The sequence below is a fragment of the Bradyrhizobium sp. JR4.3 genome (assembly GCF_040547695.1).
GTDB lineage: Bacteria > Pseudomonadota > Alphaproteobacteria > Rhizobiales > Xanthobacteraceae > Bradyrhizobium > Bradyrhizobium canariense.
In genome coordinates this window covers 32,346-44,528 of record NZ_JBEPQF010000050.1, presented here as the reverse complement: position 1 = coordinate 44,528, position 12,183 = coordinate 32,346, and the positions used below count along the sequence as shown (strand labels likewise).

At 61.1% G+C, this 12,183-nt stretch carries 13 protein-coding genes; 2 read left to right on the top strand and 11 right to left on the bottom strand.

The features are described from left to right. Positions 1 to 176: 176 nt before the first annotated feature. The 3 genes from ABIB91_RS38645 to ABIB91_RS38635 all read right to left on the bottom strand — a co-directional run bounded on the left by ABIB91_RS38645 (position 177) and on the right by ABIB91_RS38635 (position 3,257). Positions 177 to 647 carry a Cif family virulence factor gene (locus ABIB91_RS38645; RefSeq protein ID WP_354172182.1) on the bottom strand — a complete coding sequence of 157 codons (471 nt, stop codon included), beginning with the start codon at positions 645 to 647 and terminating at the stop codon, positions 177 to 179. A gap of 916 nt (positions 648 to 1,563) precedes the next feature. Beyond that, positions 1,564 to 2,517 (bottom strand): ABC transporter substrate-binding protein, encoded by a 954-nt coding sequence (locus ABIB91_RS38640; RefSeq protein WP_354172184.1) that lies wholly within the window; start codon positions 2,515 to 2,517, stop codon positions 1,564 to 1,566. Between the two features lie 314 nt (positions 2,518 to 2,831). Then, positions 2,832 to 3,257: a cupin domain-containing protein gene (locus tag ABIB91_RS38635; RefSeq protein WP_354128937.1), complete on the bottom strand. Its 426-nt coding sequence runs from the start codon at positions 3,255 to 3,257 to the stop codon at positions 2,832 to 2,834. Positions 3,258 to 3,760: 503 nt separating this feature from the next. Here ABIB91_RS38635 and ABIB91_RS38630 point away from each other — a divergent pair. Then, positions 3,761 to 4,111 carry a hypothetical protein gene (locus ABIB91_RS38630; protein WP_007595479.1) on the top strand — a complete coding sequence of 117 codons (351 nt, stop codon included), beginning with the start codon at positions 3,761 to 3,763 and terminating at the stop codon, positions 4,109 to 4,111. Between the two features lie 206 nt (positions 4,112 to 4,317). On the opposite strand, the gene ABIB91_RS38625 is transcribed toward ABIB91_RS38630, so the two are convergent. The 5 genes from ABIB91_RS38625 to ABIB91_RS38605 all read right to left on the bottom strand — a co-directional run bounded on the left by ABIB91_RS38625 (position 4,318) and on the right by ABIB91_RS38605 (position 8,251). Then, positions 4,318 to 5,070: a molybdate ABC transporter substrate-binding protein gene (locus ABIB91_RS38625; RefSeq protein ID WP_354172187.1), complete on the bottom strand. Its 753-nt coding sequence runs from the start codon at positions 5,068 to 5,070 to the stop codon at positions 4,318 to 4,320. Positions 5,071 to 5,237: 167 nt separating this feature from the next. Continuing rightward, on the bottom strand, positions 5,238 to 5,519 hold the full coding sequence (locus tag ABIB91_RS38620) for a helix-turn-helix transcriptional regulator (protein ID WP_051058428.1): 282 nt from the start codon (positions 5,517 to 5,519) through the stop codon (positions 5,238 to 5,240). Positions 5,520 to 5,698: 179 nt separating this feature from the next. Continuing rightward, complete coding sequence (locus ABIB91_RS38615; protein WP_354172189.1) at positions 5,699 to 6,268, bottom strand: hypothetical protein; 570 nt, start codon at positions 6,266 to 6,268, stop codon at positions 5,699 to 5,701. Next, the gene (locus ABIB91_RS38610; RefSeq protein WP_007595461.1) at positions 6,265 to 7,407 is read right to left on the bottom strand and encodes an ERF family protein; all 1,143 of its coding nucleotides are present in this window, start codon (positions 7,405 to 7,407) and stop codon (positions 6,265 to 6,267) included. The genes ABIB91_RS38615 and ABIB91_RS38610 overlap by 4 nt, the downstream gene beginning before the upstream one ends. Then, positions 7,391 to 8,251 (bottom strand): YqaJ viral recombinase family protein, encoded by an 861-nt coding sequence (locus ABIB91_RS38605; RefSeq protein WP_354172192.1) that lies wholly within the window; start codon positions 8,249 to 8,251, stop codon positions 7,391 to 7,393. Before ABIB91_RS38605 ends, ABIB91_RS38610 begins: the two co-directional genes overlap by 17 nt. Positions 8,252 to 8,497: 246 nt before the next feature. On the opposite strand from ABIB91_RS38605, the gene ABIB91_RS38600 reads away from it, so the two are divergent. Further along, positions 8,498 to 8,893 carry a hypothetical protein gene (locus ABIB91_RS38600; RefSeq protein WP_007595457.1) on the top strand — a complete coding sequence of 132 codons (396 nt, stop codon included), beginning with the start codon at positions 8,498 to 8,500 and terminating at the stop codon, positions 8,891 to 8,893. A gap of 58 nt (positions 8,894 to 8,951) precedes the next feature. On the opposite strand, the gene terL is transcribed toward ABIB91_RS38600, so the two are convergent. Genes terL through ABIB91_RS38585 form a run of 3 tightly spaced genes read right to left on the bottom strand, consistent with a single transcriptional unit; the run spans position 8,952 to position 12,140 of the window. Continuing rightward, positions 8,952 to 10,391 (bottom strand): phage terminase large subunit, encoded by a 1,440-nt coding sequence (gene terL, locus ABIB91_RS38595; protein ID WP_007595455.1) that lies wholly within the window; start codon positions 10,389 to 10,391, stop codon positions 8,952 to 8,954. Further along, positions 10,388 to 10,804, bottom strand: a complete 417-nt coding sequence (locus tag ABIB91_RS38590; RefSeq protein WP_085359868.1) for a DUF5681 domain-containing protein — start codon at positions 10,802 to 10,804, stop codon at positions 10,388 to 10,390. Before ABIB91_RS38590 ends, terL begins: the two co-directional genes overlap by 4 nt. Beyond that, positions 10,797 to 12,140, bottom strand: coding sequence for a DNA modification methylase (locus ABIB91_RS38585; protein ID WP_354172195.1), 1,344 nt, complete (start codon positions 12,138 to 12,140; stop codon positions 10,797 to 10,799). Before ABIB91_RS38585 ends, ABIB91_RS38590 begins: the two co-directional genes overlap by 8 nt. Positions 12,141 to 12,183: the final 43 nt, after the last annotated feature.

The following is a 12,183-nucleotide window of genomic DNA, read 5'->3' as shown; positions in this document are numbered from 1 at the left end:
TCGCTGCGACGATGAAGCCGAAAACCGAGGAGTCCGACGAGCTCTAACGGTTAACTGGAAAGATCAGCGCGCTGCGGCCTACCGCGTAGGGTTACCTTTCGGAGCGACGTGCAGCAAGATCAAACGCCCACCCTCAAAGAGGATGGGCGCGTGGTGACTTACGACAGGATGACGTCCTACTTCTTCTCGGCGCTGGCTTCCTTAGCTGGAGGCGGCTTCATGCCGACGGTCAACTGGCGGATTTTTAAAGCGCCGCCTTCACGTATGTCGATGCCGCCCCAGAACACTGTGACCTGGGTGGCGTCGCCGCTCTTAGGGTCCTTACCGAAGATGTCGGTCTCGCCGTTGGCAACGACCAGATCGTTGTTGATGACCGACATGTTGCCGACTCTGATCTCTATATGATCGGTGCCGTTCTTGAAGTTGTTTTCGTATACGCTCTTAAGATCGGAAAACACACCGCCCGGGTTGATCTGGACCCCGTCCTTTGTATAGAGCGCAGCGACACAGCCCGCGTCTTTCTTGGCGACGCAGTCGGTGTAGGCGACGGCTAATTTTTCGGCCTCCTGCTTGACCTCATCGGCCAGTGCCGGTGCAGAGATGAAAGCGGAAGAACACAATGCCAAGAGCAATGAACGTCGCTTCATAACAACTTCCCCTCTGGTTGTGATGCACAATTGCATCGCGACGTCCTCCTGACGTAGGACGTCGCGTTGCTTTCGTTAGGCTGTAATACTACCGGCTTGCGAGTATATGCCACTTTGCACGGCTTGGCGCGCGCCAACTTTGATCATCGACGACGGAGGCGGCATTCATTCGAGAATGCGGCGAATGCGGTCGGGAAAGACAGGCAAGTTGACGCATTTGACAGATGAAAGTGTCTTGCTCGACGCCACGTTGGCCTACTTGTTCATCATGGTTAGGACGAACGACAAGCTCGCTACGGCCCAAGGCGCCTAAATTGCCGTTCAACGGCGAGGGCCGGCCTCAGGCAGGAAGCCCACCCGTAAATTTCCCAAGTGTCGGTAATAACGCTCGCTGGTTAACTGGTGCGGATCGAGCGCCGCATCATGAAAACACCGAAGCCAAAGCAATGGGCCGAGCAGGAGGTCCGACGGTTGGTCAGGCTGGCCCGGCAGGGAGTTGGCACGTCGAGGATAGCCGCCGATCTCGGTCGCCACGCCGGATCGGTGAGGCGCATGGCGCGAACGTTGGGACTGCTGTTGAAGAAGTAGTCCCCGAGCGATCTTGAGCGCAGCGCGGCTAACCTACAGCCCAAAGCCTCGGCCAATCTACCGCGCAAGCTTGAGCACGGCGTCGGTATTGCGGCCATAGAAGAACGCTCGATCAAGCTGCGAAAAGATGCCCATTCCAAATAGCGCGATGGCAATGCCTCTAAACATGGTTGTGGACCGGCTTGAACGATGGAGCGAAAGTTCAAAACGGCCCCAGGTACTCATTAAGAGGCTGGCTGCCTGATGTGCGGTTTACCGCCAACATCGGCCGAAGAGCGGATGGGCTCCGAGGTCGCCGATGGGCCCACGAGCGGACGTAGCTTGCCCGCTATTCAATCACCTCGTCGGCGCGCGCGAGAAGATGGGGCGGGATGGTAAGGCCGATTATCTTTGCAGTTCTCAGATTGATCGCCAACTCGAACCTAGTAGGCTGCTCGACGGGTAGATCGGCGGGTGCAGCGCCGTTCAGAATTTTTCCTGCATAAACGCCAAGCTGGTAGGAAACATCGGTGATGCGCGGTGAATAACTCATAAGTCCCCCATATTTTACGAAAAGAGACCACTCGTAGATCGCAGGAATCCGACCTTGCTCGGACAGCGCGGCAAGTCTTTCTCGCCGCGCGATGTAGAATGCGTCTGGGCTAACGAGAAGTGCAACATGCTGCTGGTCTCTGATCTCCTTGAAGGCAGCAGCAATTTGCTCGTCTGTGCTGGCCTTCAGAATGTGAATCGCCCGCGCGAGCGACTTAGCGGCAGCCTCAGCGTCTGAGGCGACCACATTTGCGTTAGGGTTTGTCGGATTGATCAGCACGGCGATCGAACCGCCTCCCGGCGTCAACTCGGCCAAGAGCTCAAGTCGCTTGGCCGTAAGCTGTGGAGTGTACATGCTCACACCGGTGGCGTTGCCTCCGGGCCTGTTCAAACTGGAAACGACGCCAAGGGATACAGGGTCCATGGCAATTGCAAACACGATGGGGATTGTCTTTGTTGCGGAAGTTGTCGCCAAGACTCCATTGGTGCCAGTGGCGGCGACAATTACCTGAACACGGCCTTGGACGAGGTTAGCTATCAGCTCCGGAAACCGATCATACTTTCCCTCGGCGAAGCGGTACTCGATTGCGACGTTCTGATTCTCAACAAAACCCTTGGCGCGCAGCCCGCCGCGAAAAGCGACGAGCAGTTCCTTGCTTTTCTCGGCGGAATCGAAGCCAAGGTAGCCTACTATCGGAAGCGGGCTCTTCTGGGCGTATACCGCACACGGCGACATCGCTACTGCAATCATGAAAAGCGCAATGAGCTCCCGTCACCTCATTTGGGCCTCGAAGATAGTGAGCCGGTTAAATGTTATCAGGTGTTAGTTGTGGCAGCCGGTGCACATCGTCGCACCCGATGCAAATGCTGCATCGCAAATGCGGTGCAGGACCGATCGGCTTTGGGTCATTCGCCTCAATTTGCCAGCGTGTTCTCGAGGTCCGCTCTGGCCCCGACGGCCGACGTGCGGGACACGATGGCGATCTTCGCCTTCGGGCCAACAAGCGACATTCACAAATAGCACGCGGTTCGCGAGCAGAGCGCGAATGCAGCCGGCCTACTTAATTAAGATGGCGCAGGTATCAGGCCGTGACATTTCATGATCTCGCCCATCCGGGCAGGATCAGGAGGCGCAGGGCCGCCGATGGCTATGGCCATTTCTCGGAAGAATTCCGGCCCGAGAACGCCTGGCGTGAGAACGCAAAGCATTTTCGCAATCGCCTGCGTCTCGTTGACGAACCCGTGGACAACACCGCGCGGGATGAAGAGATCGTCTCCGGGCTTGATCTCGATGCGCTTGCCGGCGACCGTCCAGGTGATGACGCCCTCAAGACCATAGATCGTTTCTTCCCAGTCACGGTGATGGTGCGGGACCGGCATACGGGAGTTGGGCGGGATCACCACCTCAAACATATCAAGCGCCCCGCTGGTATCATACTTGGTGCGCAGAAACCGCAATTGCATTTCGCCAACCTTGATAAGTTCAGCCATTGTCGTGCCTTCCGTGACGCCATAGAAAAGATCGCGGGACGGCTCAGCCCATCCGCACCGAAGTATCAGCAGAAAGCCTATGGTCGGACCTTGGGCATGTCTATTGGGCAATGATGTCTGGCATGGGTCAAAATGCGAAGAACTCAACGCGAGCAAATCTGGTCCGCCATGCCTCACTGAGCGGACCTCAACCGGTGCGCTGCTACTTCGCCGATGGCCCAGCAGCGGTCAATTGGCCGAGTCGACCCAAGCCGTCCTGACAGGCTGGGCCAAAGAAGCAGCTGCACTGGCCTTTAGTTGAACTGTTGTCGTTTTTGAACCTTCGCTCGAATTGCCGGACTCACGTCAGTAGACGATGGGGATGAACTGTCCCATCACAGCGTCGAGCGATTTTGGCTACCGTCACTCATCAGCGGCAGTTGCAACGGACTTAGTTTCGGGGTTGCCGGCCTAAGCCGCACCAAGCCAGCGGATCGGCCGGTGAATATCGCGGAGGCAAAGAGATGTTTCCAGCGAAACTTGCGGCATCGTTGCTTGGCTCAGCGTTGCTACTGACACCCGTACTGGCACGTGACGATGGCCGATACGACCACTCTCCGCTGAAGCCATGGTTCGAAAGCCTGCAGAGCGAATTTGGGAAGTGCTGTACCGATGCCGACGGATACATAGTGTCCGATGCGGATTGGGAGTCCACTCGTGGGCGTTACCGCGTCCTCATTGACGACGAATGGGTGATCGTACCTGACGGCGCGGTTATCACACAACCAAACCGTTTCGGCCGCACAATGGTCTGGAGGCACTACATAGACGGCCATCCGCGCGTCCGATGCTTCATGCCTGGCAGTATGACTTAATGCCCTTTAAAAGGTAGTCCGCTTCGGTCAAAGGCTGCCCTCTCCAGCCAGCATGGCCTTGGTCGGATCAGTTGCCCGAAGCGGACATCCCCGCGCTCCGGGCTGGGGTCAGCCACGGGCCATCAGCCGACATGCACCAGCGGGTTAAGCAATCCGCTGTAGCAGCGTCGATTGAACGTCGTTGCCCCACGAAGCAGCTGATTGTTTCACCCCGGCGTCATACCTTTGCTCTTGATCACCGATATGGCGTCCGGCGTTTTCAGGTAGTCGACGAGCGCCTTCGCGGCTGCGGCTTCCTTCGTGCCCGCACCGAGCGCGGCCGTGAATACGACATCCTGCTGCAAGTCAGCAGGGAACGGGCCAACCACATCGAGGCCCGGCACCGTCAAGACGTTCATCAGGAACAGCGCGAGTTCAGCCTCGCCCTTGGCGACCACAGCGACGACCTGTGCCGGCGTCGGCTGCGCTTTCATCTTGGCTTTCATCTGCTCGGTGATGCCGAGGCGCTCGAATACCTTCGCTATTGAATAGCCGGTTGCGCTTTCCGGAATTGAGGCGACCGATTCCGCATTGAGCAAGGCAGCTTTTAACGCGTCGGACGTGGAGATGTTGGGCTTCGGCGCACCGGCGCGAACCGCGACACCGAGGCCGACACGAGCTATGTCCAGCGTCGGCCCGGCTGCGAAATGTGATCGCGCGCCAGCGTCCCTCATCACCTCAACCGGCACGACACCGACATCAAACGGCTTGCCGGAGGTAGCTTCCTTGATCAGGTTCGGAGTGGTGCCGAAGAAGATATCAAGCTTGTGGCCCGAGGTTCGTTCGAACTTCGGCTTGAGACACGCCCACACTGCTGTCATGGCGCCGCCGGCCAGAACCCTCAACTCAGCTGAGGTCGCAGCCGATGACAGCATCATCACGGCCAAGATGCCCCCTGCCGCGAAAGAAAACGTCCTCATGTGACTCCCACAAGTCAATATGAACTGAGCGTTGATCGCACGTCGACGCTACGCCATTCTAGGTTAAACGCCTAATGTCTCAGATGGGTCACAAGCAGTCCCCAACCGCATTCACACGGCGGGTCGGCTAAGGGCCCAGAAGCTGACCAACGCTGGCGATGCCTGTCTCACGCGAATACTTTGCGGCGGTGGCGAATGCTGGACGGGGAGCGTCCAGAGAGCTCCCGAAAGGCGGCGTTGAACCGGCGCACGCTGCCAAAGCCGGCCCGGTAGGCGATCTGGGCCAATCGATCATTTGTCTCGTCAATTAGGCGCTTCGCCCGCTGTACACGCCTGGTCTTTGCTACCTGCTGCAGGCTGGCCCCGACATACCGCTCGAACAGACGCGCGAGGTGGCGCGAGCTTACCCCGAGCCGATCGGCGAGTGCAGCAACCGAACCGTCGTCCAACGCGCCACCATCGATCAATTTCGAGGCGCGCGCGACTGTCGAGCGCGTGTGGTCCTGACTGCCGTGTAGAAACGGCCGTCACAGCGCGGATTCATGCCCGTAGCTGCGACGCCACCCACACACCGATCGAGCGGGCACGACGTTTTGGCGTCAAAGGGATCGGCCGAAACCGAGCGGCGTCACCGGCGCAGCGGTCCACTGAGGAAACGCTGATTCCTAATCTCGCGAAGGAGCAGCATGCGCTTGGTTTGTGCTGCGTTGAGCAGCCCCTCGAACAAGACCAGGACCTCGCGGGCCTGCACGTAGACTTCGGTGGTGATGGCGCGTTGGTCGAAGCCATAGGTCCTCAGCCGCGCCTCTATCTCGGACGCAGCGACGGGATCACACCGCCAGCTCAGGGCATTTTGTAGCGTGTAGGTCTCGGCCTCCGCTTCGAACTCGGGATCAATTCCGACCATGTCGATGCGCCGCAGCGCCGCCTCAACCGCCTTTTGGCGATAGGTCTCGAGTAATTTATGCCGCAACATGCGGTAGCGCTGGATATCCCAGGACAGTTCGGCGACGTCAATGGCGAGGAGCCATTCGATGGCGGAGCGCGGCGCGAGGTCGGTAAAAATCGCCTGCTGGAGCGCCTGGTAGTGTTCGAGCTGTTCGCCCGGCAGCAGCAGTGGCGGGGACGCCAAGGACTCAAACTCGACCGGCAGCGTCGTGATGGTGAGCTCGCGCGCGGTTTGGAACAGACCGTTCATCCGGCGGCCTCCGAATCCAGGTTTGCCGCAAGCGACGCGGCGCCGACGGCGACGTTGGCGGGATCGTGGACGGGGCTTGCCGCCCACAACTCCTGCGCCACCGGCAGCGGCGCGATCTGCAGGTTCGCCCACCACGCCCGTTCATTGCCGTGCTGATGCAGCTCCTGGTGATGCGCGCGGCACAGGGGGACAGTGAACTCATCGCTGACCTTGCGGCCGAGCGCCCGGGCTTGAGCGAATTTCAGATGATGGGCATCGCACGGGGTTTGCCGGCACACCAGGCAGGGCTGCCCCCTAACAAACAACAGGTGCGTCTTGCTGCGTTTGCGGGACGGCTCCTTGGGATAGGCGAGCCCGGCCTCGGGTAGCGCTGGCTGCAGCGCGGCCTCGGCGTCAGCAGCAGGCGCTGCTGGCAGGCTTGGCGTGCCATTCAGGTCGGCCGTCTGCTCGGCCTGAGCACGGCCAGCGTCCTCAAGCTTGGCCTGATAAGCTGCCTCGACGTGCCGGGCATCCGGCTCCTGCAGGCTGTTCTTGAGCGGGAGGCTCGCCATGGCCCAGCTGAGCAGATCGGTGCTGGCGGGCAGCGCTTCGAGCTGGCGCAATAGCTGCTCGCGGAGTGCGGCGGACTCGCCCGGCCGCAGCACCGGGGCACGGTTGAGAGCGCCCTTGCCGGGCGAGGCCTTGGGGTTAGGTGGTGCGGGGGGACCAGCGGCCGCATCCGGGGCGTCCAGATCATCCTCGCCGGCAATCCCGACCAGCGCGAACAGGGCGTAGCGTCGGGCGTAGGTGAGCGCCGCGCCCATGCGGTGCGGCGCCTCAATGTCCCTTGAGGCGCAGACCGGCCACTCCGAGGAGATCCACTCGCCGGAGGAATGGGCAAGCAGGGTGGTGAGATGGATGTGGCCGGTGACCTGTTCGACCCGGGTGCTCTGGATGGCGGCGATCTCCTGCTGGCTCAAGGTCTTGCGCACGATGTCGAGGCCGCTCGCCAGCGAGGCGTAACGAAAGCTGCGGTCGTCATCGCGCAGGAACGGCGAGCGGATCTGAGCGGTCAGGGTCTTTTCCGGGTTGGTCAGTTCGGCCTGGGCGCGGGCCAGCGCCGCCGCGATCGCCCCGATATGCTCACTGGCCTGGTGCATGGACGCGCTCCATCTCAACCGGATCAAAGCTGATCGCGCCGGCTTTGGAGCGTTTGGCGCGAAGTCCGTGGCCAAACGCTTCCTTGGCATCCTCGGGCAGCAGCTTCTTGAGCTCGGTCTTGGCCAGTTCGTGCTCGCCATGGGCATCGCGGGTGCGCAGATAGGTCGCCGCGCATGCGGCCCACAGATTGGACGCGCTCATGTCGACGACCTTGACGGCGGCGAGCCGCGGCCGTGGCGCCTCGATCCCAAACAGCAGCGGCGGCTCGCCGCTCTGCACGCAGCGCCAGAACTTCTTTTCCGCCGTCAGCAGCAGGTGTTGGTAGAGCGGATCGGCATGCACGGTGATCTCGACCCATTTGCCGCCGCCGGTGATGATCGAGAGCACGGCCGCGCGCGCCGCGACCACCCACATGTTGTGCTGCAGCTGAGCCATGTGCTTCTCGGCCGCTGCCTCTTCAGTAAAGGCCCAAGGCAACATGAACTTGGCCTCGAACACCGCGCCGGTTTCTGCGACGATGCCATCGAGGGTGGCCGCCATCCAGCTGTGGACGGGATGGCGAATCCGCTTCTGAATATCCGTAATAGTCACGCCCGACGCGCGCTGGTACCAGCTGCGGTTGAGGTCTTCGGTCACGCTGCCGAGCTGGACGATGAGGTTGTGCGCAAAATCTTGCGGCGCGATCTCGCCGCGCTTTTCGCGCCACAGCCGCGTGAGATCGTCCTGATCATTGCCCATGATGATGCGGGCATCCGAGCCGCCGACAAAGGCGCGCCGGTCAATAGGGTCGAACTTGATGATGCGATGTGGCGTCTCCGCGCCATCGGTTGCAATCAGGGTCACCGGTCTCTCCTTGGTTTGGCAAACGCGGCTTGCCGCCGCACCACCAAAACCCCCGCCACTGCGAGGGGAGAGACCGGGGCCAAGGGCCTGCCGGCCGGTTTAATGATTAACGCTCCTTTTGCGCGGGAATGCCAGTCCTTTCTGCCGCAATTTAGCGGTTCTTTGGGCTGGAAAATCCTTGAGAAGTCAGGATCTTAGGGCCACCTTTCCAGGTGCCGCAACTAGCCCCCGGCCGAGGAGCTCGACATGTCGTCAATTCGACAAATCGAAGCCAATCGCGCCAATGCCAAGCGCAGCACGGGCCCGACAACGGCGGGCGGCAAGGCAAGGTCCAGCCGCAACGCGTTGCGCCATGGGCTCGCCAGGAGTTGCAAGCCGGACGAGCCGGAGGTCGCAACGCTGATGATTGCAGTTAGCGCGGGCCTCGGCTGTGACACTGGATCGGACACGGTAGCCGCCCTTGCGAATGCCAAGTGCGACCTATGGCGGGTGCGACGGGTCCGCCAGGCGCTGTTGGCCCATCTCTTAGATGGTCCGATCGACGCCATTGCACGACGGCTGAACGGCCTGGAACGCTACGAGCGTAGCGCGCTGGCCGCGCAGAAGCGCGCGCTTCACTCGCTCAAGGCACCGCGGGTGTAGAATTGCGATTGGCTTCGTTCTGGAGAAACTCTCGATCTTGTAGCTGCCCGGCGACCGGTCATGGAAAACCATAGCCATAACCCTCCCGGCCGACCGAAATGATGTTGAGTTCGATGTCATCGAACATCGGGTGATTGCCCGCCCATTTCAAGAATTGCGAGGTGCTGTCGACCTGGTCGTCATGCTTGCCGTGGGGAAACGCCAGCAGCTCCAACAGATAGTCGTCCAGCCAGGGCGCCTCTGCCGGCAGATGCACTTGTCCGGCCTCGATCCGGAAGGATTGTGCCGCCATACGGTCGGCCTTGCTGCCTTCGGGTTTGATGCCAATCGGGCGCGGCATGCCGGTTGGCGTATTGCGTTGCAGGTCCTGCAACATCGCAATGCCGGGCCCGGCGTCCTCCACCAAAACCGCGTCTGCGTGATATCGTATCGCCAGCGCGACCACGGCGCGCCGCAGGTCGGGATATTGATGCCGGCCGCGGTAGAGATCGACAAGGTAGTAGTCATTCTTGATCATGCGCCAGGTGGTGCAGACCGAGTAATCGTTGGCCTTTCCGGTCATCATGGCGGTGTCCCAGCTCTGCACGACATAGTCGGATGTCCCCGCCGGCGGCAACTGATCGAACCAGCGAAACCAGGCGCGCTTGATCAAATTGCCCTCGAGTGGCACCGGCCGTTGCTGGTATTGCGCCGAGAATTGCAGGCTGCCGATTTCGGCCTTGATCCGCTCCAGCACCGGCTTGCTTTCGCGCCGCGGGTGCAAGAGGTCGCCTGTGCGACGGCGGAAGAGGCGATCGTGACCGATGGCGATGTCGCTATCTTCGATGGCAATGGCCGGCAGATCGAGGTGATGCCAGCCGCCCGCTTGCAGCAGATGACCGGCGAGATCATCTTCGTGCAGGCGCTGCATCACCACGACGATGCGGCCGTCCTCCTTGTCGTTCAATCGCGAGACCAAGGTGCCGCCAAACCAATCGGTGACGCGGTTGCGCGCGGACTCCGACATCGCCTCCTCCGCCTTGAGCGGATCGTCGATGATGATGAGGTCCGCGCCTCGACCGGTTAGCGTGCCCCCGACCGTGGTTGCGTAGCGGCTGCCGCCCGCCGTGGTCACGAGTTCAGTGCCGGTATCCTTGGCCGGGCGCATGGCCGGAAACAGCTCCTGATACCAGCCCGACTCGATCACCATTCTGAACTGGCGGTGCAGCTCGGCGGACAGCTCGCTGGCGTAGCTGACCACGATAATGCGGCGGCTGGGGTCGTGGCCCAGCCACCAGGCGACGAACGCGACCGAAACCGACAGCGATTTGAGCGACCGCGGCGGCTGGTTGATGAGCAGCCGAGGGCAATCGCCGCCGTAAACGCGCATGAGCTGATGGGCAATGGCATCGATATGCCAGTTCGCCAGGTAGTCGCTGCCGGGAAAGACGGTCGCGAAGGCCCGATGGATGAAATACCGCACATCCGTTCGCAGCAATGCCGCCAACACCGGCATCATGTGGCGTCCTCCTCGTCGCGTTGGCTTGCAGTCGTCGCATCGGCGTCGGCCAAGACGTCTCGGCGATATGCCTCGAGGATGGCCTGATCTTCGGGCGGCAGGCTGGTCGCGGTCTCTTCCGCGGAGCCGACACTCATCGCCATCGCGAGGGAGAGGAATCTGTCGAGCGCCCTGACGTCGCCTTTGAGCGCCTTTTCCCGCAAGCGAAGCAATGCCGCCTTTTGCGTGGTGACGCGTCGTGATCTGCCGCCGTCGTTGACCGCGACCGGGGCCAATAGGACGGTTTTCAGGTCGGTGGTAAAATTCAGGCTGCCTTTCGGCCGACCACGCGGGTTGCCGGATTGCCCCGGCTTGAACCTGGTGTGCTGGGGCGGTTTGCCATAGCCAGAGCCCTTATCCGATTTTTTAGCCACTGGCGCGCTCCAGCTTCGCCGGGCTGGTTTGGCCGAACGGCACGCCGGTCTCGGCGTGCACTGCCGCCTTGCCGGTCAGATGCTGCCAGCGGCGGATCGTGACATCGACGTAGCTGGGGTCGATTTCGATCAGCCGTGCCCGGCGCCGGGTCCGTTCGGCGGCGATCAGTGTCGTGCCGGCGCCGCCGAACGGATCGAGCACGATGTCGTGCTCGTTGGTGCAATCGCGGATTGCATCGGCCACAAGCGCGACTGGCTTGACGGTCGGGTGCAGCGAGAGCTTGCCCTTGGCGGAATTTGTCCAGGTGTTTTGGCTGGGATAGCTCCACACGTTCGAGCGATTTCGACCGTTCCGGCCCAACTGCACGTTATTGACGTGTGGCGCGCGCCCCTTCTTGAACACGAAGACGAGTTCATGCGCCGACCGATACAGCGATCCCATGCCGGCGTTTGTCTTGGCCCAAACGCACACGTTCTTCATTTCCGTGTATATGGGAGTGGCGGCAGCCAGCAGCGGTCCGATCCCGCGCCAATCCATGCAAAGGAAATGAATGGCGCCATCCCTGGTGAAGCTGGCGAGCAGGGCAAAGCTCGTCGCTAAGAACGCCTCGAATTCAGTCGTCGACATCTCGCCGGATGCCATCGCAAACTCGGCATGGGTGATTCTCCCCTTGCCAGATGCGTGGCCATCGATTCTCTGGTTGTACGGCGCATCCGCGAACGCCATGTCTGCCAACTCATCGTCCAGGAGCCGACGGTAACTTTCGTCATTTCTTGCATCGGCGCAGAGTATGCGATGCTCATCGCCGAGTGCCCAGAGATCGCCGGGCTTGGTGATTGGTGGCTCGGCATCGGGTGCGGGCAAGTCGTCCTCCCAATCTTCTGAATCGGACGCCGCGACGTCGAGTTCTCCCATCGAAAATCCGGTTAGTTGCAGGTCGATCTGTGGGTCGATGGTCAGGAGCTCACTCAATTCGAGACGCAGAGCCTCGACGTCCCAACTGGCCTCTTCAGTTACGCGGTTGAGCATAAGCCTCAGCATTCGCAGCTGAGCCTCGCTGAGATCGGTAATGGTGACGGCGAGGACATGATCCAGACCGATCTGCGCGGCCGCTGCAACGACCGCCCATCCCGCTATCACTCGTAGCATCGCATCAACGAGAATGGGAAGAACTTGACCGTACTCCCCCAAGCTGGAAGCCAGCTTGTCGATTTGAGTCTTGGGGTGGCGACGCGTTTGGTTGCCGAGCGGCTTGAGGTCGCGGATCCGAACGGGAACGGCTTTCAAATCGTGGCGAAGTGCATCGCCATTGGTTGGTCGGGTGTAGTTCTCCAAGAGAGCCTCCGTGTGCGATATGCCTGTCGGCATATTGGCGGAA

Excerpts from the sequence above, each read along its gene's own strand:
- ABIB91_RS38645 (WP_354172182.1), bottom strand. The coding sequence starts at position 647 with ATGAAGCGACGTTCATTGCTCTTGGCATTGTGTTCTTCCGCTTTCATC.
- ABIB91_RS38640 (WP_354172184.1), bottom strand. The coding sequence starts at position 2,517 with ATGATTGCAGTAGCGATGTCGCCGTGTGCGGTATACGCCCAGAAGAGC.
- ABIB91_RS38635 (WP_354128937.1), bottom strand. The coding sequence starts at position 3,257 with ATGGCTGAACTTATCAAGGTTGGCGAAATGCAATTGCGGTTTCTGCGC.
- ABIB91_RS38630 (WP_007595479.1), top strand. The coding sequence starts at position 3,761 with ATGTTTCCAGCGAAACTTGCGGCATCGTTGCTTGGCTCAGCGTTGCTA.
- ABIB91_RS38625 (WP_354172187.1), bottom strand. The coding sequence starts at position 5,070 with ATGAGGACGTTTTCTTTCGCGGCAGGGGGCATCTTGGCCGTGATGATG.
- ABIB91_RS38615 (WP_354172189.1), bottom strand. The coding sequence starts at position 6,268 with ATGAACGGTCTGTTCCAAACCGCGCGCGAGCTCACCATCACGACGCTG.
- ABIB91_RS38610 (WP_007595461.1), bottom strand. The coding sequence starts at position 7,407 with ATGCACCAGGCCAGTGAGCATATCGGGGCGATCGCGGCGGCGCTGGCC.
- ABIB91_RS38600 (WP_007595457.1), top strand. The coding sequence starts at position 8,498 with ATGTCGTCAATTCGACAAATCGAAGCCAATCGCGCCAATGCCAAGCGC.
- terL (WP_007595455.1), bottom strand. The coding sequence starts at position 10,391 with ATGATGCCGGTGTTGGCGGCATTGCTGCGAACGGATGTGCGGTATTTC.